Annotated in this window: 21 protein-coding genes; 17 read left to right on the top strand and 4 right to left on the bottom strand. The window is 61.0% G+C overall.

Annotated features, from left to right (window positions below; genetic code table 11):
* The first annotated feature begins 343 nt into the window (after positions 1-343).
* The 11 genes from ACSBQS_RS17980 (at position 344) to ACSBQS_RS17930 (ending at position 15,087) form a co-directional block, all read left to right on the top strand.
* Positions 344-958, top strand: coding sequence for a helix-turn-helix domain-containing protein (locus ACSBQS_RS17980; protein ID WP_033644644.1), 615 nt, complete (start codon positions 344-346; stop codon positions 956-958).
* Positions 959-1,855: a queuosine precursor transporter gene (locus tag ACSBQS_RS17975; RefSeq protein ID WP_033644642.1), complete on the top strand. Its 897-nt coding sequence runs from the start codon at positions 959-961 to the stop codon at positions 1,853-1,855.
* On the top strand, positions 1,833-2,672 hold the full coding sequence (queF, locus tag ACSBQS_RS17970) for an NADPH-dependent 7-cyano-7-deazaguanine reductase QueF (protein ID WP_033644641.1): 840 nt from the start codon (positions 1,833-1,835) through the stop codon (positions 2,670-2,672). Before ACSBQS_RS17975 ends, queF begins: the two co-directional genes overlap by 23 nt.
* A gap of 123 nt (positions 2,673-2,795) precedes the next feature.
* A complete protein-coding gene (locus tag ACSBQS_RS17965; RefSeq protein WP_434991260.1) occupies positions 2,796-4,943 on the top strand; it encodes a phosphocholine-specific phospholipase C in 2,148 nt (715 codons plus the stop codon).
* Between the two features lie 86 nt (positions 4,944-5,029).
* The gene (locus tag ACSBQS_RS17960) at positions 5,030-6,166 is read left to right on the top strand and encodes an ABC transporter substrate-binding protein (RefSeq protein ID WP_033644639.1); all 1,137 of its coding nucleotides are present in this window, start codon (positions 5,030-5,032) and stop codon (positions 6,164-6,166) included.
* 160 nt (positions 6,167-6,326) lie between these two features.
* Entirely contained in the window at positions 6,327-8,450 is a 2,124-nt protein-coding gene (locus ACSBQS_RS17955; protein WP_164106434.1) for a TonB-dependent receptor family protein, read from the top strand.
* Between the two features lie 197 nt (positions 8,451-8,647).
* The gene (locus ACSBQS_RS17950) at positions 8,648-9,574 is read left to right on the top strand and encodes an aminoimidazole riboside kinase (protein WP_033651307.1); all 927 of its coding nucleotides are present in this window, start codon (positions 8,648-8,650) and stop codon (positions 9,572-9,574) included.
* Between the two features lie 195 nt (positions 9,575-9,769).
* Positions 9,770-11,179, top strand: a complete 1,410-nt coding sequence (locus ACSBQS_RS17945; protein WP_033651352.1) for a carbohydrate porin — start codon at positions 9,770-9,772, stop codon at positions 11,177-11,179.
* 63 nt (positions 11,180-11,242) lie between these two features.
* Positions 11,243-12,613, top strand: a complete 1,371-nt coding sequence (locus ACSBQS_RS17940; protein ID WP_033644635.1) for a sucrose-specific PTS transporter subunit IIBC — start codon at positions 11,243-11,245, stop codon at positions 12,611-12,613.
* Positions 12,613-14,022, top strand: a complete 1,410-nt coding sequence (locus tag ACSBQS_RS17935; protein ID WP_353440499.1) for a sucrose-6-phosphate hydrolase — start codon at positions 12,613-12,615, stop codon at positions 14,020-14,022. The genes ACSBQS_RS17940 and ACSBQS_RS17935 overlap by 1 nt, the downstream gene beginning before the upstream one ends.
* 21 nt (positions 14,023-14,043) lie before the next feature.
* On the top strand, positions 14,044-15,087 hold the full coding sequence (locus ACSBQS_RS17930) for a LacI family DNA-binding transcriptional regulator (protein WP_047026460.1): 1,044 nt from the start codon (positions 14,044-14,046) through the stop codon (positions 15,085-15,087).
* A 56-nt stretch (positions 15,088-15,143) separates the two neighbouring features.
* Here the strand turns inward: ACSBQS_RS17930 and exbD are convergent, their stop codons facing one another.
* Together exbD and exbB are read right to left on the bottom strand one after the other, a co-directional pair.
* The gene (gene exbD / locus ACSBQS_RS17925) at positions 15,144-15,566 is read right to left on the bottom strand and encodes a TonB system transport protein ExbD (RefSeq protein ID WP_004937307.1); all 423 of its coding nucleotides are present in this window, start codon (positions 15,564-15,566) and stop codon (positions 15,144-15,146) included.
* A 3-nt stretch (positions 15,567-15,569) separates the two neighbouring features.
* The gene (exbB, locus tag ACSBQS_RS17920; protein ID WP_072626976.1) at positions 15,570-16,547 is read right to left on the bottom strand and encodes a tol-pal system-associated acyl-CoA thioesterase; all 978 of its coding nucleotides are present in this window, start codon (positions 16,545-16,547) and stop codon (positions 15,570-15,572) included.
* 430 nt (positions 16,548-16,977) lie between these two features.
* On the opposite strand from exbB, the gene metC reads away from it, so the two are divergent.
* Positions 16,978-18,174: a cystathionine beta-lyase gene (gene metC / locus ACSBQS_RS17915; protein ID WP_033644631.1), complete on the top strand. Its 1,197-nt coding sequence runs from the start codon at positions 16,978-16,980 to the stop codon at positions 18,172-18,174.
* 145 nt (positions 18,175-18,319) lie between these two features.
* Positions 18,320-18,982 carry a DedA family protein gene (locus ACSBQS_RS17910; RefSeq protein WP_033644630.1) on the top strand — a complete coding sequence of 221 codons (663 nt, stop codon included), beginning with the start codon at positions 18,320-18,322 and terminating at the stop codon, positions 18,980-18,982.
* 10 nt (positions 18,983-18,992) lie between these two features.
* On the opposite strand, the gene ACSBQS_RS17905 is transcribed toward ACSBQS_RS17910, so the two are convergent.
* The gene (locus tag ACSBQS_RS17905) at positions 18,993-19,913 is read right to left on the bottom strand and encodes a LysR family transcriptional regulator (RefSeq protein ID WP_149542311.1); all 921 of its coding nucleotides are present in this window, start codon (positions 19,911-19,913) and stop codon (positions 18,993-18,995) included.
* A gap of 107 nt (positions 19,914-20,020) precedes the next feature.
* Here ACSBQS_RS17905 and ACSBQS_RS17900 point away from each other — a divergent pair, with 107 nt between their 5' ends.
* A complete protein-coding gene (locus tag ACSBQS_RS17900) occupies positions 20,021-21,049 on the top strand; it encodes a zinc-dependent alcohol dehydrogenase family protein (protein WP_434991259.1) in 1,029 nt (342 codons plus the stop codon).
* A 19-nt stretch (positions 21,050-21,068) separates the two neighbouring features.
* Here the strand turns inward: ACSBQS_RS17900 and ACSBQS_RS17895 are convergent, their stop codons facing one another.
* Entirely contained in the window at positions 21,069-21,956 is an 888-nt protein-coding gene (locus ACSBQS_RS17895; RefSeq protein ID WP_405052945.1) for an AraC family transcriptional regulator, read from the bottom strand.
* A 226-nt stretch (positions 21,957-22,182) separates the two neighbouring features.
* On the opposite strand from ACSBQS_RS17895, the gene yqhD reads away from it, so the two are divergent.
* From yqhD to ACSBQS_RS17880, 3 genes are all read left to right on the top strand, one after another.
* A complete protein-coding gene (yqhD, locus tag ACSBQS_RS17890; protein ID WP_164119646.1) occupies positions 22,183-23,346 on the top strand; it encodes an alcohol dehydrogenase in 1,164 nt (387 codons plus the stop codon).
* A gap of 287 nt (positions 23,347-23,633) precedes the next feature.
* Entirely contained in the window at positions 23,634-24,458 is an 825-nt protein-coding gene (gene dkgA / locus ACSBQS_RS17885) for a 2,5-didehydrogluconate reductase DkgA (protein WP_047026461.1), read from the top strand.
* A 142-nt stretch (positions 24,459-24,600) separates the two neighbouring features.
* A complete protein-coding gene (locus tag ACSBQS_RS17880; protein ID WP_033644624.1) occupies positions 24,601-25,206 on the top strand; it encodes a transglycosylase SLT domain-containing protein in 606 nt (201 codons plus the stop codon).
* The last annotated feature ends 45 nt before the right edge of the window (positions 25,207-25,251 follow it).

The raw sequence follows: 25,251 nt of genomic DNA, 5'->3' as shown, positions 1-25,251 counted from the left end.
TATAAAAGTCGTTAGCTTCAGTGTTTTGATCGTAAAGAAAAACTTCAGCTTGCATGAACAGTAGCCCATGAAATCGCCTTTGGTCAACATAAAAGTGAACATAAAATTGGCTTTTGTGTTCACTTTTCCATAAGCAAAAGCTAATCAATTGATTTGCACAGCTTTATCATTTCCCCAAACCGCCTTCCGCATCCACGTCGCCCGCCCCCCGCCAAGCCGCTGACAGAAAGCAATAATTAACGAAAATAATCAGTCTGTTATCCTATTCCCTGCGCCTTTTTATCTGGACAACGCCAACGCGTAAGATATAGTGAAGCCAGCGTAATGTTTGTAAGGACAGCCTATGAAAACCCCCAACGCACAGCGCAAAATCAACATCATTAAAAATATTGAATATCTAATGCGTACCCGCGGTGAAACCAAGGCTTCCTTTTCCAACCGCAGCGGCCTGACGCGCACTACCCTATACAAAATTCTTGATGGAAGAGTGAACAACGTTCAGCAATCCACCGTTAATCGGATTTCCGATTTTTTCGGTGTCTCCTGTGAAGAGATCGAAGACTACGATCTGGAAAAACTGGAGCTGCTCAACGAAACGTTGTCCACCGAAGGCAACAAGAACCCTTCCGCCATTCCGGTGATCCCGCAGTCGCGCTATCTGGCCGTCTCGCAGCGCAAGATCGGGCAACTGGTCACCGAGTTTCCTTTGACTTATTTCTTCGGCGATGAGTCGAACATGTTGGCAATGAAAATAGAGACCGAAATTAAAGGGTCATTCATTCCGGGCGAAGTCATTATCATTAAACGTCCGCCGGTACTGATTTGCGATTCACCTTTGCTGTATCACTCGGGAAAAAGCGGCTTCTTTGTGGTTGACGACAAAGACAGCGAAAGCATGGACAAACGCCTTCAGGAGACGGTGCAATTCCTGGGTTATATCGTTGGAGAAAGGTTATAAATGGAACCGAATCAGAAGTTCAAGCTGTTGGGCTTCACCCGACATGGCACCATCGCGGCCAATGTCATGGTATTGGCCACCGGCAAAACCATTACCATGGGGCTCAATGAGCTGGCCGACAGCGAAATATCGGAAGATCTGAGCCGGCACGAGCTGCAGGCGCTGTACCGTAAACTCTACGGCGACAATCAACAAAAAACCGCCTATGAGCTCAGCGATCGCCATGAACGTTCCTGGTACGCCTACCTGATTATTACCGTGGCGCTCAGCGTGATTTATATCTTCTCGACGCTGTGCGGCGTCAAGCCGATCCAAATTCCGGTGCTGAATCTCATCACGCCGCCGGCGATCTTCATCTATCCGCTCACGTTCATCCTGGTGGACATTCTCAACGAGTTCTATGGGTTGCGGCTGGCCAGACGCACCATCATCATCTCGTTCATCGCCAACCTGACCTTCGTTCTCGGCGTCTGGGTGACGACGCTGGTGCCGAGCATTCCACAGTGGGAGTACAGCGAGACCTACAACGGCATCGTGCACAGCATCATGGCGGTGCTGGTGGCCTCTTCGGCGGCCTATCTGATCTCCGAGAACGTCAACTCCTATCTGCTTTGCAAGATCAAAGAGTTGACCAACTCCCGCTACCTGTTCGTGCGCGTGATCACCAGCACCGTAATCGCATCGGCCATCGACAGCGTGGTGTTCTGTACGCTGGCGTTCTACAACGTGCTGAGCTGGGACATCATCAAAACCATGATCCTGTCTCAGTTCCTGATCAAGGTGGTTTACGCCCTGCTGGGCGTCGGGCCGATTTACGCCACCCGCAGTCTGTTTAACCGCTACATCAATACCGAACAAGCAAAGGGCAATGAATATGCATATCCAAAAGCAAGATAAGATCACCCATCTTGGCGCGAACTCCGATTATCCGGACCAATATGCTCCCGCATTGCTCGAAGCCTTGCCGCGCGCACGCGGCCGCGATCTGATCGGCGTGGACGAACGGCAGCTGCCGTTCAGCGGCTTTGATCTGTGGACCGCCTTCGAGTTGTCGTGGCTCAACGGCAAGGGCAAACCGGTGGTGGGCATCGGCGAATTTACCTTCCCGCACTCCTCTTCCAACCTGATCGAATCCAAATCGTTCAAGCTGTATCTCAACAGCTTCAACCAAACGCGCTTCGACAGCGTGGAACAGGTGAGCGCCGCCATGCAGAAGGATCTGTCGCAGGCGGCCAATGGCCAGGTCACCGTCAAGCTCTATCCGGGTCTGGAAGGTTATCCGGCGCAGATCGATCGTCTGCCGGGCATCAACATCGACGATCTGGATATCGCGGTCGACGACTTCGCCTTCAAACCGGAATACCTGAGCGGCGCGGCCGATCAAGGGGAGCACGTAGCGGAGACGCTGTCTTCCAATCTGCTGAAATCCAACTGCCTGGTCACCAACCAGCCGGACTGGGGCAGCGTGGTGATCCACTATGAAGGCCGCAAAATCGATCGCGAAAGCCTGCTGCGCTACCTGATCTCCTTCCGCCAGCACAACGAATTCCACGAGCAGTGCGTCGAGCGCATTTTCAACGACATCAAGCAGAGCTGCCGCCCGGAAAAACTCAGCGTGTTCGCGCGTTACACCCGCCGCGGCGGCCTGGACATCAACCCCTTCCGCAGCGATTTCGAAACGGCGCCGACGCTCGGCCGCCTGATCAGACAGTAAGCCCCATCCCCCAATGCTCCCGCCAGGGAGCATTGTTTCTCTCGCTTTCATCTCCCTGTTATTTTTCGCCATTATCGTCGTCAGCGGCTATCTTCAAAGCACACTGACGGAGATTAACGACGCATGCCTGACCTTTCTCGCAGAGACATCCTGCGGGCTGCCGCCATCGGATCGGCGTTCTCGCTGTTGCCCGCCTCGATTCGCAAAGCGCTGGCCATTCCCGCCAATAACCGCACCGGCACCCTGCGCGACGTCGAACACGTGGTGATCCTGATGCAGGAGAACCGCTCTTTCGATCACTACTTCGGCACCTTGCCGGGCGTGCGCGGCTTCAGCGATCGATTTACCATTCCACTGCCCGGCGATCGCCTGGTCTGGCAGCAACAGGGCGCCGAACGGCTGGTGCTGCCCTACCATCTGGACAGCAAACGCGGCAACGCCCAGCGCGTCACCGGCACGCCGCACTCGTGGGTGGATGAGCAAGCCGCCTGGGATCACGGCCGCATGAGCGCCTGGCCCACCTACAAAACGCCGGCCTCGATGGGCTACTACCGCCAGCAGGAGCTGCCGTTCCAGTTCGCGCTGGCCAACGCCTTCACCCTGTGCGATGCCTATCACTGCTCCATCCACGCCGGCACCAACACCAATCGGCTGTTCCACTGGACCGGCACCAACGGCCCGTCCGCCGCCGACGTGGCGGTAGTGGTCAACGAATGGGACAGCCCCGGCCCGGCAGAGATCGGCTACCGGTGGACCACCTATCCGGAACGGCTGGAGGCGAGCGGCGTCAGTTGGAAGGTGTACCAATTCCTGCCGGACAACTTTACCGACAACCCGCTGGCGGGCTTTCGCCAATACCGCGCCGCCAGCATTCAGGTGGGCAACCCGGCTCGGCCGCCAAAAGACTTCAACGCCTTCGTGCCTTATCGCGACGAGCTCAACGCGACCGCGCCGCTGTACAAAGGCAACGGCAACACCCTGCCGGCCGCCGACGGCAACGATCTGGACGCCATACTGGCCGGATTCCGCACCGACGTGCAGCAGGGCAAACTGCCGCAGGTCAGTTGGATCATCGCGCCGGCGGCCTATTCGGAACATCCCGATCCCTCCAGCCCGGTGCAGGGCGGCTGGTTCACGCAAGAGATCCTCAACGCGCTGACCGACAACCCGGAGGTGTGGAGTAAAACCGTGCTGCTGGTCAACTACGACGAAAACGACGGTTTTTTCGATCATATGCCTTCGCCTTCCGCGCCGTCGCTGCGCGAAGACGGCAGCTTCGCCGGTAAATCGACGATGCCGTTCGATACCGAGATCTTCCAGCACGTGGCGCCGCCCGGCTCGCAGAACCAGCCGCCGCCGGACGGCCGCATCTACGGCCCCGGCCCGCGGGTGCCGATGCTGGTGCTGTCGCCCTGGAGCCGCGGCGGCTGGGTCAATTCGCAGGTCTTCGATCACACCTCGGTGCTGCAATTCCTGGAAAAGCGCTTTCAGGTGCATGAACCCAACATCAGCGCCTGGCGCCGCGCGGTGTGTGGCGATCTCACCTCGGCGTTCAACTTTGTCGATCCTAACGGCGAAGCATTGCCGAGCCTGCCCGCCACCAGCCGCCACGCCGCCGACGGTCTGCGTCAACGCCAGGAGCAGCTGCCGCAGGTGCCGCTGCCGCCGCCCGCCCGCCAGCGTTTGCCACACCAACGCCGCCTGGCGCGCCCTTCTCGCGCACTGCCCTATCAGCTGCACGTCGAGGTCAGCGTCGCGGCCGCGCAGCGGCGCGTAACGCTGAACCTGTTCAATACCGGCGAGCAAGGGGCGGTGTTTCACGTCTACGACCGGCGAGATCTGACGCAGATCCCGCGCCGCTATACCGTCGAGGCCGGCAAGGCGGTCAGCGACGACTGGCAGACGGAGGACGAGTACCATCTGTGGCTGCTCGGCCCCAACGGTTTTCATCGTGAAATGCGCGGCGCGTTGAGCCGGCCGCAGCCGGAAGTGCGTTTGCGCCCGACGGGCCGCAGCCTGCTGCTGCAGTTGGATAACCCGGGTGCCGAAACGGTGACGGTCACTCTCGACCGCTGCCCTTACTCGCAACAAGGCCCGTGGCCCATCACGCTGCCTGCGGGCGGCAGCCACCGCCAAACGCTTGACGCCCGCGCCAGCGGCGGTTGGTATGATCTTGCGCTGCACAGCGCCGGAGGCTGGCGCCGCCGCCTGGCGGGCCGACTGGAGGATGGCGAACACAGCGTCAGCGACCCGCTGATGGGCCAGGAGTAGCCTATCGACAGCGAAGAGGTTCAAAAAGCGAAAGGATATCGCTTATCATTGCGTTCTCGTTCCTAGCCGATTACTCAAGGATCTCCATGTCCGCTGTTCTTATCGCCAAAGCCGGCCGCTGGCTGGCCGCCTGCGTTTTGCTGTTGGCCGGCGCCGCTCAAGCCGCGCCGATCGTCGTTACCGATGTCGCCGGCCGTCAGGTTACGCTGCCGCAACCGGCCAAGCGCGTTATCCTGGCCGACGCCCGCGCGCTGTTGGCGCTGAATATTCTGCATCCGCAGGAGCCGCTGAAAAACATCATCGCCTGGGACAACTCGCTGAAGGTCAAAGCCCCGGATCTGGTTGAGGCCTATGCGAAAAAATTCCCGCAGGTCATGCAAATCCCCACCTTCGACAACCCCTACACCAGTGACTTCAGCGTGGAGAGCGCGGTGGTGCGCCAACCGGATCTGATCATTTTCGACATCGGTCTGCTGAGCAAATTGAAGGACAGCGGCGTACTGACCCAGCTGGAAAAAGTCGGCATCCCGGTGCTGATCATCGATTTCCGCCAGCAGCCGCTGACCAACACCGTCGCCAGCATGGCGCTGTTGGGCAAAGTGTTTGACGAGCAGCCCAACGCCGACGCCTTTATCCGTTTCTATCAGCAACGCCTCGAGCTGGTGCGCCAGCGCGTCGCCACGCTGAAACCGGAGCAGCGCCCCAGCGTCTTCATCGAACGCAGCGCCGGCATCAAAGGCGAGCAGTGCTGCAATACCTTCGGCAAAGGCAGCTTCGGGCAGTTTATCGATACCGCCGGCGGCGACAATATCGGCAGCAAACTGTTTTCAGACATGGGCGGTGAAGTGAACGTCGAACAGGTGATCGCCAGCAATCCGGATTTCTATCTGCTGACCGGCGCCGACTGGAGCCGTGGCCATCGCGGTACGCTGGCCGTGCCGCTGGGCTACACCACCGATATGGCCACCAGCCAAAAGAAACTGGCGCATCTGCTGGATCGCACCGGCATTAACGTGTTGAAAGCGGTGAAAGAAAAACGCGTGATGGCGATTTATCATCAATTTTACGACACGCCGCTCAACTTTATCGCGGTCGAGGCGATCGCCAAATTCCTGCACCCGGCGCTGTTTAAAGATATTGATCCGCAAGCGGATATCGAAAGCGTGCACCAGAAATTCACCGCGCTGGATTACAGCGGGGTCTTCTGGCTTACGCCGCAATAATCCCCGCCAGGGCCCGCCAACCGGGCCCTGCTACCGGCATCCTTCATGTAGTTACCCGCTTAACTATTCCATAACAATTCTATTTACTTGCCAATAATTATCATTAAGATTGTCGTTTCTAAAAAAACACATCCGGGTCTGAAACTTCTAAGGCATTATTATGTCAATTCTTTTTCGCCTCTCCCTGCTGGCGACCTCTATCGCCGTTGCTTTCCCCATCCTTGCTGCTGATAACTCATCTCAAAACGATGCCGATACGGTAACCGTCGTCGGCAACTGGCTGGACAACCCTGATACCAGTTCGGTGCTGCTCAACCATCCGGGCGCGCGATCCATCGTCACTCAGCAGCAGATGCATGAGCAAGGCGACCAAACCATCGCCGACAGCCTGCGCGGTGTGCCCGGCGTGCAGGTGCGCGACAGCAACGGCACCGGCGGCAGCGACATTTCGCTCAACGTCGGCGTGCGCGGCCTGACCTCACGCCTTTCTCCGCGCTCCACCATTCTGATGGACGGCGTTCCGTTGGCCGTCGCGCCTTACGGCCAGCCACAGCTGTCGATGGCGCCGCTGTCGATCGGCAACCTGCAATCGGTTGACGTGGTGCGCGGCGGCGGCGCGGTGCGTTACGGGCCGCAAAACGTCGGCGGCGTGATCAACTTCGTCACCCGCGACATTCCAAAAGCGTTTGGCGGCACCGCCGGCGTGCAAACTCAGGGCGCCAGCCACGGCGGCCTGAAGACCCTGACCAGCGCCTCGGTGGGCGGCACCGCAGATAACGGCTTCGGCGCCGAGCTGCTTTACTCCGGCCTGCACGGCCAGGGCTACCGCGACAACAACGACAACACCGACATCGACGATTTCATGCTGAAAACGCGTTATGCGTTCACCGATCGCGACGAACTGCTGGCCAATTTCCACTACTACGACGCCAAAGCCGGCATGCCGGGCGGGCTGAGCAGCGCGCAATACGCGCAGAACCCGTTCCAGTCCACGCGTCCCTGGGACCAGTTCGAAGGCCGCCGCAAGGATATGTCGTTCAAATACAAACATCAGGAAGACGACAAACAGTTCGAAGTGTTGACCTACTTCACCGACAGCTACCGCGGCAGCAACATCGAGTCGGAAGGCACCGGCAAAAATGCCGGATTGCGGCGCATGGTGTCCTATCCGCGCCACTATTCGACCTGGGCGATCGAACCAAGCTATTCGCAACTGTTTCGCTTCTGGGATATGGCGCACGAGATCACCCTCGGTTACCGCTACCTGAATGAAACCATGGATGAAAAGGCGTCGCGTTCGGCCTGGTATAACCCGGCGAATGTCGGCGCCACGCCGGATACCCCGGACTATTACCAGCACACCTCCGGCGGCACCGCAGCCAACGCGTTCTATATCGACGATACCATTAACGTCGGCAACTGGACGGTCACGCCGGGCCTGCGTTATGAAAGCATTCGCACCCACGTGGACGATTCGTTCAACAACATCAGCCGCGAGAAAAGCTACAGCGAACCGCTGCCGTCATTGAACGTGATGTACCACCTGTCCGACGCCTGGAAACTGTTCGCCAACGCCAACACCTCGTTCGGCAGCATGCAGTATTTCCAGCTGACCAAAGGCGGCAACGGCAACCAGCCTGCGCCGGGGCTGACGGCGGAAAAAGCGCATACCTATGAGTTCGGCACCCGCTACGACGACACCGTGGTCAAGGCCGAAGCCACGCTGTTCTATATCGACTTCGATAATCAGCTGCAATACATCAGCAACGATGTGGGCTGGACCAACATGGGCGCCACCAAGCACAAAGGCATCGAGTTGGCGCTCAGCTACGATCTCAGCGAGCTGAACCGCGCGCTCGACGGCGCCAGCGTCTACACCAGCTATACCTACACCAAGGCCAGCACCGACAAGAGCGACTTCGCCGGTAAAGACCTGCCGTTCTACTCGCGCCAGGTCTATACCGTCGGCACGCGCTACGCCACCGGTAACTGGGTATGGAATCTGGACGGTTACGCGCAGTCCAAACAGCATTCGCCGGGCACCGGGCCGGAGTACGTCACGCAGGAAAGCGCCGATGGTCAGTTCGGCAATATCGCCGGTTACATGGTGTGGAACATGCGCGGGGAATATAATTTCGGGCCGCAGCTATCGAACCTGACGCTGGGCGCCGGGGTGAAAAACCTGTTCGATCAGCGCTACTTTACCCGCTCCAACGACAATAACTTCGGCAAGTACGTCGGTGAACCGCGCACCTTCTTCGTGCAGGGTTCCGTCGCATTCTGACCCACAGCGCCCACTACAGGCGCTTCGCTCATCCATACCGCCCGCTCGCATCGCGGGCGGTATTTCCTGCGCCTGACCCGCCCTATTTTTTGATCTTCCTCACTCCCCAAACGCCTGACGCATTATTTCATTGCTTTGCTAAACCGGTTCTTCTATTTTAGCCACCCATCAGACATCGGTAGAAACAGGGATTAAGCATGGCGAATCGCGTATGGGTGCTGGGCGACGCAGTGGTCGATTTGGTGCCAGAAAATTCAAACAGTTATCTTAAATGCCCCGGCGGCGCGCCGGCTAACGTGGCGGTGGGCGTCGCCCGCTTGGGCGGCGACAGCGCCTTTATCGGCCGAGTGGGGCAAGACAGCTTCGGCGCCTTTCTGCAGCAGGTGCTGAGCGAAGAAGGGGTGGATATTGACCATATGCTTTCGGATCCCGAACACCACACCTCCACGGTAGTGGTGGATCTCGATCAGCACGGTGAACGCTCATTCACGTTCATGGTACAGCCCAGCGCCGATCTGTTTTTACAGCCTGACGATCTGCCGGCCTTCCAACGCGGCGAGTGGCTGCATCTCTGCTCCATCGCGCTGTCGCAGGAGCCCAGCCGCAGCGCGGCCTTTACGGCAATGGAAAACATTCGGGCGGCCGGCGGGCGGGTCAGTTTCGATCCCAATATCCGCGAAGAGATCTGGCACCAACCGGAAGCGCTGCGCCCCTGCCTGCAAAAGGCGTTGCTGCTGGCGGACGTGGTGAAACTGTCGCGCGAAGAGTTGGTTTTCATCAGCCATCTTGACGATGTGGAGAACGGCATCCGCTGGATGATGCAAACCTACCCGTTGCGCCTGTTGCTGGTCACGCTGGGCGGCGACGGCGTCTACGTGCATGACGGCCAACGGCTGCGTCATTTCCGCGCGGCGCCTGTCGTGCCGGTCGATACCACCGGTGCCGGCGACGCGTTTGTCGCCGGGCTGTTAGCGGCGCTGGCGCGCCTTCACGCATTGCCGCAAGAAGCGCAATGGCCGGCGATTATCGCTCAGGCTCAGGCCTGCGGCGCGCTGGCCACCACCGCCAAAGGCGCCATGACCGCCCTGCCTCGCGCCGAAGAGCTCGCCGCTTTTCTGCGCTGATCCCCTGCATCCACGGCGATCCCCTGGGCGCCGTGGTCTTTTAACCCCACGATTTGCGCACTCGATCACAATAGCTGAATCGGGTTAGCAAACTTGATTGCCAGTCCGCTTCTCGATCGTTATCTTTCGCCATGAAAAACCGGTTTAGCAATTTAGCAAAAAATAATAACAACCCTTCCCGGATGATAGACGATGATGAAAAAACTCAGCTATTTGGCGATAACAACAGGGCTTTTCCTCTCCACTTCTGCCGCTGCGGCCTCCGGCGACGGCAGTATCGAGGCGCGTCTTAACGCGCTGGAACAACGTCTGGCGCAGGCGGAACAGCGCGCCGCTCAGGCTGAAACCCGCGCCACGGCGGCGGAACGCCGGGCGCAACAGCTGGAGCAGCGCACCGCCAGCACCGAGCGGCAAACCGCGCGGGTCGCGCAACGCGCCGCCGCGCTGGAAACGCAATCCCCCGCAACCGGCGCGCTGAAACTGAACGGCTTCAACGATCTGAAGCTCTACGGCGACGTGGAGTTCAATCTGGACGGCGCCAGCCGCAGCGGCCAACTGACGTCGTTGAAAGGCAGCGATCACAAGGATTGGAAACCCGGCAACAAAGAGCGCTGGGATATCAACGGCCGCATTCTGGTGGGGCTGGACGGCTATCGCCGCAATCCGGACGGCAACTTCTCCGGTTTCAGCGTCCAGCCGCTGGCGGACATGACCGGCAAAATGAACCTGGACGACGCCGCTTTCTTCTTCGGCAATGAAAAGAACTGGCAAACCAAAATCGGCCGCTTCGAAGCCTACGACATGTTCCCGCTGAATCAGGACACTTTCATTCAGTATTCAGGCAACACCGCCAACGATCTTTACGCTGACGGCTTTGGCTATATCTATATGATGAAAGAAGGCCGTGGCCGCAGCAGCAGCGGCGGAAACCTGATGTTGAGCAAATACGCCGGGGATGTCTATTTCGAACTGAACACGCTGGTGGAAGACGGCACCTCGCTGTTCCAGGACAACAGCTACCACGGCAATGCGCTGAACAATAAGAAAAACGTCGCCTATTTGCGCCCGGTGATCGCCTGGAAGAAAGAGGCCTTCAGCATCGCGGCGGCGATGGAAAGCAACGTGGTGAATAATGCCTACGGCTATCAGGACAGCCAGGGCCGCTTCGTCGATCAATCCAAGCGCAACGGCTACGGCATGACCATGAGCTGGAACACCAACGCGGCCGATCCGGATAACGGCGTGGTGGCCAACCTGAGCACCGCCTACCTGGACGCCGCCGGCGAGCAGGACTTGACCGCCGGCGTCAACGTGCTGTGGCGGCGCTTCGAACTGGGTTATATCTATGCGCACAACAACATCAAAGAGTTCAATACCGCCGGGATCGCCGCCGATATCCACAATCCGCTCAGCGAGCCGGGCAACTACGACATCCACACCGTTCACGCGTCGTATCAGATACCTAACATTATGAATATGAAGAATTTCAATGTGTATTTAGGCGCCTATGTTTCGCTGCTGGAAGCCAACGCCGAGAACAAGATCGCCAACGGCGACAACGACCAGCGTTACGGCGTGCGCGCCAGATTCAAGTATTTCTTCTGACATCGATGAACGTATTTCCGCCGCGCAGAGCGCGGCGGCATTTTAATTCAGCAAGGGGACAACATGGACATTACCGCAACCGCCAACGCGCTGTTGCCGCTGCTCGGCGGTAAAGAGAACATCGCCAGCGCCGCCCACTGCGCCACGCGCCTGCGCCTGGTGCTGGTGGACGACAGCAAGGTGGACAAAGAGGCCATCGGCAAACTGGACGGCGTCAAAGGCTGCTTCAGCAACGCCGGTCAGATCCAGGTGATCTTCGGCACCGGGCTGGTCAACAAGGTGCATGCGGAATTCATCAAGGCGGCGGGCGTCAGCGAATCCAGCAAAGCCGAAGCCGCCGATATCGCGGCGAAAAAGCTCAACCCGCTGCAGCGCATCGCCCGCCTGCTGTCGAACATCTTCGTGCCGATCATCCCGGCCATCGTCGCCTCCGGCCTGCTGATGGGGCTGCTCGGCATGGTGAAAACCTATGGCTGGGCGGATGCCGACAGCGCGCTGTTCGTGATGCTGAACATGTTCAGCTCGGCGGCGTTCATTATCCTGCCGATTCTGATCGGTTTCACCGCCGCCCGTGAATTCGGTGGCAACCCCTATCTGGGCGCCACGCTCGGCGGCATTCTGACGCACCCGGCGCTGACCAACGCCTGGGGCGTCGCCGGAGGGTTCCATACCATGAACTTCTTCGGTCTGGAGATCGCCATGATCGGCTATCAGGGCACGGTATTTCCGGTGCTGCTGACGGTGTGGTTCATGAGCCTGTTGGAAAAACGCCTGCGCAAGGTGATCCCCAACGCGCTGGATTTGATCCTGACGCCGTTCCTGACGGTCGTGATCTCCGGGTTTGTCGCCCTGCTGTTTATCGGCCCCGCCGGCCGGGCGCTGGGCGACGGCATCTCCTTCGTGCTCAGCACGCTGATCGCCCATGCCGGTTGGTTCGCCGGCCTGCTGTTCGGCGGCCTCTATTCCGCCATTGTCATCACCGGCATCCATCACAGCTTCCACGCGGTGGAGGCCGGGCTGCTCGGCAACCCCAACATCGGCGTCAACTTCCTGCTGCCGATTTGGTCGATGGCCAACATCGCTCAGGGCGGCGCCTGCCTGGCGGTGTATTTCAAAACGCGCGACGCCAAAATCAAAGCCATCGCGGTGCCTTCAGCCTTTTCCGCCATGCTCGGCATCACCGAGGCGGCGCTGTTCGGCATCAACCTGCGCTTCGTGAAACCGTTCCTGGCGGCGCTGGCGGGCGGCGCGCTCGGCGGCGCCTGGGTGGTGGCCAATCATGTCGGCATGAACGCGGTCGGGCTGACGGCGATCCCCGGCATGGCGATCGTGCAGGCCAGTTCGCTGGTCAGCTATATCATCGGCCTGGCGATCGCGTTTGGCAGCGCCTTCGCCCTCTCCCTGCTGCTGAAATATAAAACGGACGCGCAATGATGGAGGCGCTCAGCTTAATCAAACAGGCACTGCGGGCGGTCATGAACGGCCTGCCACTCGCGCTGCGCGATCCGCACCGCCCGGCCTGGCATCTGGCGCCCAGCGTTGGCCTGCTGAACGATCCCAACGGCTTCATTCAGCACAACGGCGTTTATCATCTGTTCTATCAATGGAATCCGCTGGGCTGCGACCATCGCAACAAGTGCTGGGGACATTGGCAGTCGACCGACTTGCTGCGTTGGGCGCATCAGCCGATCGCCCTGGCGCCGGGCGCCTGTTACGACAGCCACGGCTGTTACTCCGGCTCGGCGGTGGTGGCGGAAGACAAAATCACGCTGATCTACACCGGCAACGTGAAATTCCCCGACGGCTCACGCACCGCTTACCAGTGCCTGGCTCAGGAAAGCGATCGGGGCGAGTACCGCAAACTCGGGCCGGTGCTGCCGCTGCCGGCGGGCTACAGCGGGCACGTACGCGATCCGAAAGTGTGGCGTCATCAGAATGCGTGGTACATGGTGCTCGGCGCGCGGGACTTGCAGGATCGCGGCAAGGTGCTGTTACTGCGCTCCGCCGATCTGCGCGGCTGGCAACCGCTGGGCGAGATCGCCGGTTCCGGCCTGAACGGCTTAGGCGAATTCGGCTACATGTGGGAGTGCCCGGATCTGTTCTCGCTGGACGACGCCGAGGTCTTGATCTGCTGCCCGCAGGGGCTGGCGCCGCAGCCGGAACGCTACCTCAATCGCTATCAGGCCGGTTATCTGATCGGCAAGCTGGATTACCGCCAGGCGGCCTTCCGTCACGGCGAATTCCGCGAACTGGATGCCGGCTTCGAGTTTTATGCGCCGCAGACGACGCTGGCGGAAGATGGCCGCCGCTTGCTGTTCGGCTGGATGGGCGTGCCCGAGCAAGATGAAGAAGCCCATCCGACGCGCCGCTACGGCTGGATCCACACCATGACCTGCCCGCGCGAGCTGTCGCTGCGGCATGGCCGCCTCCAGCAGCGTCCGGCGCGCGAGCTGCAACAGCTGCGCGGCGAACGAACATGCTGGCAGGGCCGAGCCGATGACGCCCCCGCCTGCGCGCTGGGGGCCGCGGAGCTGCAGTTGGCGCCGCAGGGCGCGTTCAACGCCGCCTTTGGCGACGCCATGACGCTGAACTGGGACGGCGAAAGGCTGCGGCTGACGCGCGCTTCCCTGGCCGACGGCCAGCCGGAGCACCGTTACTGGCGCGGCCCGGTCACGCATCTGCAGCTGCTGTTCGATCGTTCCAGCGTGGAGATCTTCATCAACCGCGGCGAGGCCGTGATGAGCGCGCGCTACTTCCCGGCCATTGAGCCGCAACTGCGGCTGTCCGGAAACGCGCCGCTGGCGTTGGAATACTGGCCGCTGACGCCATGCATGCTAGAATGACGCATCCTCCGATGACTTCAGATGGCGTCAGTGAAAAAAAATAAACGCATTACCATCAGTGACATCGCCACGCTGGCCGGGGTGTCGAAATCGACCGCCAGCCTGGTGCTGAACGGCCGCAGCAAGGAATACCGGGTGTCCGACGACACCCGCGACCGCATTCTGGCGCTGGCGCACGAGCACCATTATCAGCCCAGCATCCACGCCCGCTCCCTGCGCTCCAACCGCAGCCACACGTTGGGGCTGGTGGTGCCGGAGATGACCAACTACGGCTTTGCGGTGATTTCACGCGAGCTGGAAACGCTGTGCCGCGAAGCCGGCCTGCAGCTGTTGATCGCCTGCACCGATGAAAACCCGGCGCAGGAGATGATGGCGGTGAACAGTCTGGTACAGCGGCAGGTGGACGGCTTGATCGTCGCCTCCAGCCAGTTGAACGACGCAGAATACCAGAAGATCAACGCCGGGCTGCCGGTGGTGCAGATGGATCGCCTGATCGCCGGCTCCGAACTGCCGCTGGTGATCACCGATTCGGTCAATTCGACCGCCGACCTGGTGGAAACGGTCGCGCGCCAACATCCGGATGAGATCTATTTTCTCGGCGGGCAGCCGCGCATTTCGCCGACCCGCGATCGCCTGGCCGGCTTCCAGCTTGGCCTGGAGCGCGCCGGCGTAACGTGCAAACCGGAATGGATCATCAACGGCAACTATCACCCCAGCTCAGGTTACGAGATGTTCGCTCAGCTGTGCGCACAGTTGGGGCGTCCGCCCAAAGCGCTGTTTACCGCCGCCTGCGGCCTGCTGGAAGGCGTATTGCGTTATCTGACTCAGCATCAGCTGATGGAGAGCGACATTCACCTGTGCAGCTTCGACGATCACTACCTGTTCGACTGCATGACGCTGAAGATAGACACGGTCGCGCAAGACTGCCTGGCACTGGCGCAACATAGCTTCGACAACGTCACCGCGCTTATCGACGAGCAGCCGCTGGAACAGAACGCGCTGTATCTGCCGGGCCGCATCCACTGGCGCCATGCCGGTTCCAGGGATTTGCTGGCAAAGGCGTGACAGCTCTTTAGCCGTAAAAAAAGGGCGCCTGAGCGCCCTTTATCGTTTTGCTGCCGCTACTTGGCGGCGCCTTCCATGCCCACCAGCCCCACTTTCAGGTAACCGGCTTTACGCAGGGTGTCCATCACGCTCATCAGCGTTTCATAGTCCACGCTCTTGTCCGCCTGGAAGAAGATGGTGGTTTCTTTGTTCGCCTGAGTGCGTTGATCCAGCACCGAGGTCAGCTGATCGGCATTCACCGGCTGATCGCCGACGTAGAGCTGCTTGTCGGCCTTCACCGACAGGAAGACCGGTTTTTCCGGCCGCGGCTGCGGCTTGGCGGAAGAAGCCGGCAGATCGACGCGGATATCTACCGTTGCCAGCGGCGCGGCCACCATAAAGATGATCAACAGCACCAACATGACGTCGATAAACGGCGTCACGTTGATTTCATGCAGTTCGCCGCTGTCGTCCAGATCTTCATTTAAGCGCATCGCCATGACTCACCCCGCCCGCAGTTGATGTGCGTGCTGTGAGCGCTTGGCTTCCGCCGTTGCGGCCAGATCCAGATCGCGGCCCTGCAGCAGCAAGACCTGGGCCGCCACGTCGCCCACCTGGGCGCGATGGCCGCTGATGACGCGGGCGAAGATGTTGTAGATAACGACCGCCGGGATCGCCGCCACCAGGCCCATTGCGGTCGCCAGCAGCGCCTCGGCGATGCCCGGCGCCACGACCGCCAGGTTGGTGGTCTGCGAATGGGCGATGCCGATGAAGCTGTTCATGATGCCCCATACGGTACCGAACAGGCCGACGAACGGCGAGATGGCGCCGATGGTGGCCAGAAAGCCGTTGCCGCGGCCCATATTGCGGCTGTAGGCCGCCACGCGGCGCTCGAGGCGGAAACCGGTGCGCTCTTTGATGCCGTTGTTGTCGTCAGACTCGGCGGACAGCTCCAGCTCGTTTTGCGCATCGTTCAGCAGCACCGCGCTGACGCTCTCCGGGGAGAAATTTTGCGCCAGCTCGGAAGCTTCATCCAACGAGCGCGCGTCGGCCAGCGCCGACTGCTCGCGGCGCAGACGGCGCTTGGCGCGCAGCAGTTCGCTGCCTTTGGCGAACAGAATGGTCCAGGTCACGATAGACGCCAGCACCAGGCCGATCATCACCGCTTTCACCACCGCGTCGGCGTGCTGGTACATGCCCCAAATGGACAAGTCCATACCGCGGGTTTCCGGCGGCTGGATCGTGGGCGCCGGGTTCACCGGCGTGATGCTTTCCGGCGCGGCGGCTGCAGGCGCAGGCGCGGCGGCCGGCGCAACGCTTTCGGCAACGGCCGGATGGGTCGCCGGCGCAGCCTGCGCGCTGCCGGCCAACCCTACGACCAGCACCATTGAAGCCATCAGGCTGCGGCCAAAGGCCTTGCCCCACTGCGCCCGGCCCTGGCCGAACGATCCTTGATTTAAATTCTTGCCAGCCGTTTTCACGCTGTGCCTCCACCCATTACCGATCAAAATTAAGGAATAATTCAGCGTGCGATCATATCAAACCAACCGGGGATTGATAGTAGTTCTCATTATTATTTACCAAATAAACGAGAAAATTTTAGACACCTCCGCAACCAAACGCCAATCCACGCCCGTTCACCGCTAAAAGCCCCTTTTATAGGGCGATTTCGTTACTTTTCTCCCACAACGGCGCAACAACGCCACGCTGCCGAACGGCGTCTCGACCGATGAATGGGCTTCTCTCTGGCCGCTCGGCAGAAGGATGACGCGAAAAATGCGCGGGCGGCAGCCAATTATAGCCGTTTCTATATCCAGAAGTTAAAACGTCTGGATGGCTATAATAACTCATGCTAACGTAAGGGCTATCGCAAACGGGCAGTGCAGAGCAACCAGAGGTGAGCCAGGTACCATGACGTCAAAACACATCGAAACCACGCTGATCGGCGCCGGCCGCGGCAAACGCTACACCCAGGGCTCCGTCAACCCCGTGACTCAACGCGCCTCTTCCCTGGTCTTCGACTCCGTCGCCGCCAAAAAACAGGCCACCGCGCAACGCGCCCACGGCGAGCTGTTTTATGGCCGGCGCGGCACGCTGACCCACTTCGCGCTGCAGGATGCGATGGTGGAGCTCGAGGGCGGCGCCGGCTGCGTGCTGTACCCCTGCGGCGCGGCGGCGGTGGCCAATGCGATCCTGTCGTTCGTCGGCGCCGGCGATCACCTGCTGGTCACCGGCTCAGCGTATGAACCGACCCAGGACTTCTGCACCCACATCCTCGGCCGCATGAACGTCAGCACCACCTATTTCGATCCGCTGATCGGCGCCGACATCGCCACGCTTATCCAACCCAATACCCGCGTGGTGTTCCTTGAGTCCCCCGGCTCCATCACCCTGGAAGTGCAGGATATCCCAGCGATGGTGCAGGCCATTCGCGCCGTGGCGCCGGACGTGGTGATCATGATAGACAACACCTGGGCGGCGGGCGTGCTGTTCAAGGCGCTGGATTTCGACATCGACATTTCCATTCAGGCCGGCACCAAATACCTGATCGGCCATTCCGATTACATGCTCGGCACCGCCGTCGCCAACGCGCGCTGTTGGGAGCAACTGCGCGAGTACTCCTATCTGATGGGGCAGATGGTGGATGCCGACACCGCCTACATGGCGAGCCGCGGCCTGCGCACCCTGAGCGTGCGGCTCAAGCAGCACGAACGCAGCAGCATTGAGGTCGCCAACTGGCTGGCCGAACGGCCGGAGGTGGCGACGGTCAATCACCCGGCCCTGCCCAGCTGCAAGGGCCACGCGTTCTACCGCCGCGACTTCAGCGGCTGCAACGGGCTGTTCTCTTTCGTGCTGAAAGAGCGGCTGGATGAGGCGCAGCTGGCCGCTTACCTGGACAACTTCAGCCACTTCAGCATGGCCTACTCCTGGGGCGGCTTCGAGTCGCTGATCCTGGCCAATCAGCCGGAAGAACTGGAAGCGATCCGCCCGGCGGGCGGCGTCGATTTTTCCGGCACGCTGGTGCGGTTGCATATCGGTCTGGAGAACGTCGAAGACCTGATCGCCGATCTGGCGGCCGGCTTCGATCGCCTCAACGGCGTGCGCTAAGGCGGATTCCGGTAATTTTCTTCGTCTCGTTTAATGTCGGCTTAAGCTATTAGCGGTACACTAACCGGGTAACTGTCAGATACGGTAACCGCCGCATCCTGGAGAACGTGACCCCGGGCGCAACCGGCATGCAACAGGACATAAAATGGATGTATTACGAGAGATTATTCATGCGCTTTGGCAGCAGGACTTCATCGCCCTCGCCGATCCCAGCGTGATTTGGGTGGTTTACGCCGTACTTTTCACCACCTTGTTTTTGGAAAACGGACTGCTGCCCGCCTCCTTCCTCCCCGGTGATAGCCTGCTGTTGCTGTCGGGCGCGCTGATCGCCAAAGGCGTGATGGGCTTTGCCCCCACCCTGTTGATTCTGACCGCCGCCGCCGGCCTCGGCTGCTGGCTGAGCTATATCCAAGGCCGCTGGCTGGGCCACACCAGCCTGGTGAAAGGCTGGCTGCTGCAACTGCCGGCGCAATACCATCAGCGCGCGCATAACCTGTTCAACCGCCACGGGCTGACGGCGCTGCTGATCGGCCGCTTCCTCGGCTTCGTGCGCACGCTGCTGCCGACCATGGCCGGCATTTCCGGGCTCAACAGCTCGCGCTTCCAGGTTTTCAACTGGCTGAGCGCAGCGATCTGGGTCTGCGCGCTGGTCGGCCTCGGCTACGCTTTCAGCCAAATTCCGCTGGTGAAACGCCACGAAAGCCAGGTGATGACCGGCCTGATGCTGCTGCCGCTGCTGCTGCTGTTCGTCGGCCTGCTCGGCGCCATGCTGGTGGTCTGGCGTAAAAAACGCGCCTCCTCTTCCTGATCCCGGCGCGCTACAGCGCTTTCTCGACCAACGCCAGGCGAGGCGGCAACTTGCTCACCAGCGTATCCACCGCCAGCCGCACCTTCAGCGGCAGGTGAGGCGTGTGCGGCCACACCGCATGCGCTTCAAAGGCGGCGCCGGGCCGATCGCGCAGCAGGCGCACCAGCGCCCCGCTCAACAGCTGCTCACGCACCAGCCAACACGGCAGCCAGGCGATGCCGAACCCGGCCGTCGCCGCATCCGCAATCGCCTGCAAATCGTCCATCTGCAATCGGTTATTCGGCATCACTTCCTGCGGCTCGCCGTTCTCGTCCAGCACCTGCCAGCTGCGCCGCGCGCCGGCGCGCATATAGGTCACCGCCTCGTGCTGGGCCAGTTGCTCGATGCTGTGCGGCTCGCCGCACCGCTGCAGATAGGCCGGCGAGGCGCACAGCGTCATGCGGTGATCGCCGATGCGCCGCGCCACCAGCCCATTGCTGTTGGCCAGCGTGCCGTTGCGGATCGCCATATCGAAACCGTCCTCAATCAGATCCACCACCCGATCGCTGAACGACAGCTCCAGCTCCAGGCCGGGATGCTCACGCGTCAGCTCGGTCAGCAGCGGCGCGATGCACATGCGGCCAAACAACACCGGCATCGATACCCGCAGCCGGCCACTGACCTGCCGCTTGCCCGACTCCAGCAGCGTTTCCGCGCCGCGGATCTCCTCCAGCGCCCGCAGGCAACGCTCATAGAACAACGCGCCGTCGTCGGTCAGGCTCTGGCTGCGGGTGGTGCGATGAAACAGCCGCACGCCCAGCCGCTGTTCCAGCCGGGCGATCGTTTTCCCCACCGCCGAGCGCGACAGGTGCAGCCGACTGGCCGCCAACGCAAAACTGCCCGCCTCCACGGCGGTGACGAATACCGAAATGCCGCTCAATCGATCGCTCATGGTTTGTCGCTCTAAAAGAAACAATCTGCGGAAATCTTATCGCCACTGGCGAACCTTCATCAACGATATTATCGACAGGTCGTTAATCGCAGACTTTGGAGAACATCATGACCGACACGATGCAACGCTGGACGATGGACGCCCTGGGGCGTGAACACCTGCAGCTGACCACCGACGCGATCCCGCAGCCGGGGCCGCGCGAGATCAGAGTGAAAGTGAAGGCGGTAGCGCTCAACTACCGCGACAAAATGATGATTGAAAGCGGCATGGGGCTGACGCTGCCGCAGTCGTTCACCCCCGCCTCGGACATGGCCGGCGAGGTCGACGCCGTCGGGCCCGGCGTCAGCCGTTTCCAACCCGGCGCCCGGGTCATTTCTACCTTCAGCCCCGGCTGGATCGACGGCCGGCAAAAACCGTACGGCGATGCGCGCCAGGCGCCTTACCACACCCTTGGCGGCTTCTATCAGGGCGTGCTGGCGGAATACGTGATTTTGCATGAAGAGTGGTTGGTGGCGGCGCCGGCGTCGCTGGACGACGTACAGGCCAGCAACCTGCCTTGCGCCGGGCTGACCGCCTGGTTCGCGCTGGTGGAACAGGGCAAACTGCATGCCGGCGAGACGGTACTGGTGCAAGGCACCGGCGGCGTGGCGCTGTTCGCGCTGCAGATCGCCAAAGCCCACGGCGCGGAGGTCTATGTCACCTCCGGCAGCGATGAAAAGCTGGCGCGAGCCCTGGCATTGGGCGCCAATCATGGCATCAACCGGCTGGACGGCGATTGGGTGGAGGCGATTTATGCGCTGACGCAGGATCGCGGCATCGACCATGTGATCGATACCGTCGGCGGCCCGAATTTGGGCAACTCGGTGCGCGCCGTGGCGGTGGGCGGCCGCATCTCAGTGATCGGCGTGCTGGCGGGCGCCGAGATCACCGCCCCCGCCGGCCTGCTGCTGCTGAAATCGGCGGCGATCCAGGGCATCGGCGTCGGCCACCGCCGCGCGCTGGAAGATCTGGTGCGCGCCGTGGACGCCGTCAACCTGCAGCCGGTGATCGACCAGGTATACCGGCTCGATCAACTGCCGCAGGCGTTGGATCACCTCGATCGCGGCCCGTTCGGCAAGATCGTGCTGACCCCATAGCCCGCCGCCCGGCGGCGGCTCACCCCTCCAGCATCAGCGGATTGGCGTCGCGCAGCCGGGCGACTTCATCCCCCGGCGTGACGCCAAACAGGCGTTTGAATTCACGGCTGAACTGCGACGCGCTCTCGTAGCCGACGCGGATCGCCGCGGTACTGGCCTTCAGGCCGTCATGCACCATCAGCAAACGCGCCTTGTGCAGCCGGTACGACTTCACGTACTGCAGCGGCGAGGTGTTGGTCACCGCCTTGAAGTTATGGTGAAACGCCGACACGCTCATGTTGACCTCGCCGGCCAACTGCTCGACGTTGAGGCTCTCGGCATACTGACTTTCTATGCGCCGCAGCGCCTTGGCGATCTGACTGAAATGGGTATGACGGTTGACCAGCTCCTGCAGCGACGCGCCGCAGGCGCCGCGCAGCACGTAGTAGAGGATCTCGCGCACGATCTGCGGCCCCAACACCCGAGCGTCGAGCGGCTTGGCCATCACGTCCAGCAGACGTTCGGTGGCGCACAACAGCTCTTCCGTCAGCTCGGCCAGGTTTACGCCGTTGCTCTCCGCGCGCGGCTGCATCAGGTAGTCGTCGTCGCCGATGTCGATCAGCAAGTCCTGCAGCATTTGGGTATCGATGTTGACCGCCAACCCAACCAGCGGCAGCTCCGGGCTGGCGAAGGTTTCGCACTCGAACGGCAGCGGCACCGTCATCAGCAGGTAGTTGCGCGGATCGTACTGGAACACCTTGCTGCCGCAATAGCCGACCTTATGCCCCTGAAAGATGATGACGATCCCCGGTTCGTACATCACCGGCTGGCGCGGGCAGTGGCGATCGACATACAGGATCTTCACCCGCGGCACCGGTGACGGCGTATAGCCGTTGCCGGTGGCGATAGCCATCGCCTGGCGCGCCATGCGGCTGCGCAGCGCATCGATTTCAGTCACGGAAACACCCTCTTACAGTCAGAACGATTCGGCATAAATCATAATTTAAAACTCTCCATTTCTACAGCCAGCTGTAGAAATAGGCAAGAACCAAACAGGAATGTGCATTGTGCGTTACCGCCAGGTTGCTGACAATACGGGCCAGAAACCTTTGCGCCGCTTGGGCGCCCGCCTGACAGAAAGAGAGAAATCAACCATGCAAAACTTCATTCTGCATACCCCAACCAAAATCCTGTTCGGCAAGCAGCAAATCGCCGAAGTGGCCGGCCAGATCCCGGCGGACGCGCGCATTCTGATCACCTACGGTGGCGGCAGCGTGAAGAAAAACGGCGTGCTCGACCAGGTGTATAGCGCGCTGGCCGGCCGCGACGTACGGGAATTCTCCGGCATCGAACCTAACCCGACCTACGAAACCCTGATAAAAGCGGTCGAGGTGGTGAAAGCGGAAAACATCGATTTCCTGCTGGCGGTCGGCGGCGGTTCGGTGGTTGACGGCACCAAGTTCATCGCCGCCGCGGCTCGTTATACGGCCGACAGCGATGCCTGGCATATTCTGCAGACCGTCGGCAGCCACATCACTGACGCGGTGCCGATGGGCTGCGTGCTGACGCTGCCGGCCACTGGTTCAGAATCCAACAGCGGCGCGGTGATCACCCGGAAGAGCAGCGGCGACAAGCAGCACTTCTTCTCACCGCTGGTGCAGCCGCGCTTCGCCGTGCTGGATCCGGTGGTGACCTACTCGCTGCCGCCGCGCCAGGTAGCCAACGGCGTGGTCGACGCCTTCGTACACACCCTGGAACAGTATCTGACCTACCCGGTCGACGCCAAGGTGCAGGATCGCTTCGCCGAAGGCCTGCTGTTGACCCTGCTGGAAGACGGCCCGCGCGCGCTGGCCGAGCCGGAGAACTATGCGGTGCGCGCCAACGTGATGTGGAGCGCCACCATGGCGCTGAACGGCCTGATCGGCGCCGGCGTGCCGCAGGACTGGGCGACCCACATGCTGGGTCATGAGCTGACCGCCATGCACGACCTCGACCACGCGCAAACGCTGGCCATCGTGCTGCCGGCGCTGCTGCACGAGAAGAAAGCGCAGAAACGCGAAAAGCTGCTGCAGTACGCTGAACGCGTCTGGGGCCTGCGCGAAGGCAGCGAAGACAGCCGCATCGACGACGCGATCGCCGCCACCCGCGCCTTCTTCGAGCAGATGGGCGTGCCGACCCGCATGGCGGATTATCAGCTCGACGGCAGCAGCATTCCCGCGCTGCTCGACAAGCTGCAGCAGCACGGCATGACCGCCCTGGGCGAGCATCAGGACATCACCCTGGACGTCAGCCGCCGCATTTATGAAGCGGCGCGTTAATCGCAAAACGGCGATTTTTTGCTAGGCTTTAGTCTTCGCCGGCCATTTTTCGCCGCATTCTGCGCTCGGCCGATCGCCGGGCGCAGTCGGGCGCCTCAGCGCGCCGCCGCTCGTTTCGCACCCTTCGTCTTACCGCTCATTCGCAGGGAGAGCGGGGAGAAAATCGCCCTCCCGCCACCGCTGAAATTAGGCTGGCAAACCCGGCAACCGCCCATTTTGCCAACTAGAATTTATCTATAGCCGTTTCGGTGCCGCAGGCGCCGCAATCCGTACACAAGGAGATGCGCATGACAACGCAACAACCCATCATCAAACTCCACGATGGTAATCTGATGCCGCAGTTGGGTCTCGGCGTTTGGCAGGCGAGTATTGAAGAGACCACCCGCGCGGTCAGCAAAGCGCTGGAGATCGGTTACCGCTCCATCGACACCGCCGCGATCTACAAGAACGAGGAAGGCGTCGGCGCCGCGCTGCAGTCCAGCGCGCTGCCGCGCAGCGACCTGTTCATCACCACCAAGCTGTGGAACGACGATCAGGGCGATCCGCTGGCGGCGCTGGAAACCAGTCTGGAAAAGCTCAAGCTGGACTACGTGGATCTGTATCTGATCCACTGGCCGCGCCCGCAGCAGGATCAATACGTCTCCGCCTGGCGCGAGCTGATCAAACTGTGCGAACAAGGCCTGGTGAAAAGCATCGGCGTGTGCAACTTCCATACGCCGCACCTGCAGCGTCTGTTGGATGAAACCAACGTGGCGCCGGTCGTCAACCAGATCGAGCTGCACCCGTTGCTGCAACAGCGCCAGCTGCGCGCCTGGAACGCCACGCACCATATCGCCACCGAATCCTGGAGCCCGCTGGCGCAGGGTGGTGAAGGGGTATTCGACCAGCCGCTGATCAAGGCGCTGGCCGAGAAATACGAGAAGACTCCGGCGCAGATCGTGGTGCGCTGGCACCTGGACAGCGGCCTTATCGTGATCCCGAAATCGGTCACGCCGTCGCGCATCCGCGAAAACTTCGAGGTGTTTGATTTCAAACTCGATAAGGACGAACTGGGCGAGATCGCTAAGCTGGACGTCGGCAACCGCCTGGGGCCGGATCCGGATACCCTGTAACCCCCCTCAAGCCCTCTCCCGCCGGAGGGGGCTTTTCCTTCCCGCACATTGCTCCTTTGCGCCGCCTGACGTTATGATGACGACGCCGGAGGCTCCGGCCACCGGTTAACGCCGTTAAAAAAACAGACAAGCACGGAGCACCATGAAATTCTCTTTCTCACACGGGTCACGGCTGGGCATGCTTTGCATCATGCTGGTGCTGGCGGGTTGCGCCGGCAAGAAACAGCGCGTCAGCTACGATCGCCACGCCTTCGATAGCGCCATTCAAGACGCCGCCAGCGAATACGGCGTGGACGCCAAGCTGATCACCGCCATGATCCAGGTGGAGTCCGGCTTCAACCCTTCCGCAGTGAGCAGATCCAATGCGATCGGTCTGATGCAGCTGAAAGCCGATACCGCCGGCTGCGACGCCTACCGCTACAAAGGCAAACGCGGCTGCCCGGACGACGATGACCTGCGGGATCCCGACACCAATATCGATCTCGGCGCCGCCTATCTGGCCACCTTGCAAAAACAACAGCTTAAAGGGATCGCCAATCCCGTCACGCTGCGCTACGCCACCATCATCGCCTACGTCAACGGCACCGGGGCGCTGCTGCGCACCTTCTCCAGCAACCGCCAGCAGGCGATCGCGATGATTAACAACCTGTCGCCGGAAGCCTTTAACTGGCACGTGCGCAAATACCACCCCGCACCGCAGGCGCCGCGCCATTTGATGAAAGTGGAAGCCGCTTACGAACGGTTGTAATTAGCCAAAATAAAAAGGAGAACCCGAGGGTTCTCCTTTTTGTTT

Origin of the sequence: Serratia sp. H402Y (assembly GCF_051172415.1) — a bacterium.
In the GTDB taxonomy this organism is placed as follows: domain Bacteria; phylum Pseudomonadota; class Gammaproteobacteria; order Enterobacterales; family Enterobacteriaceae; genus Serratia; species Serratia ureilytica.
Note: the sequence above shows the minus strand (reverse complement) of the source record. Positions and strands in the feature narration are given on the sequence as shown.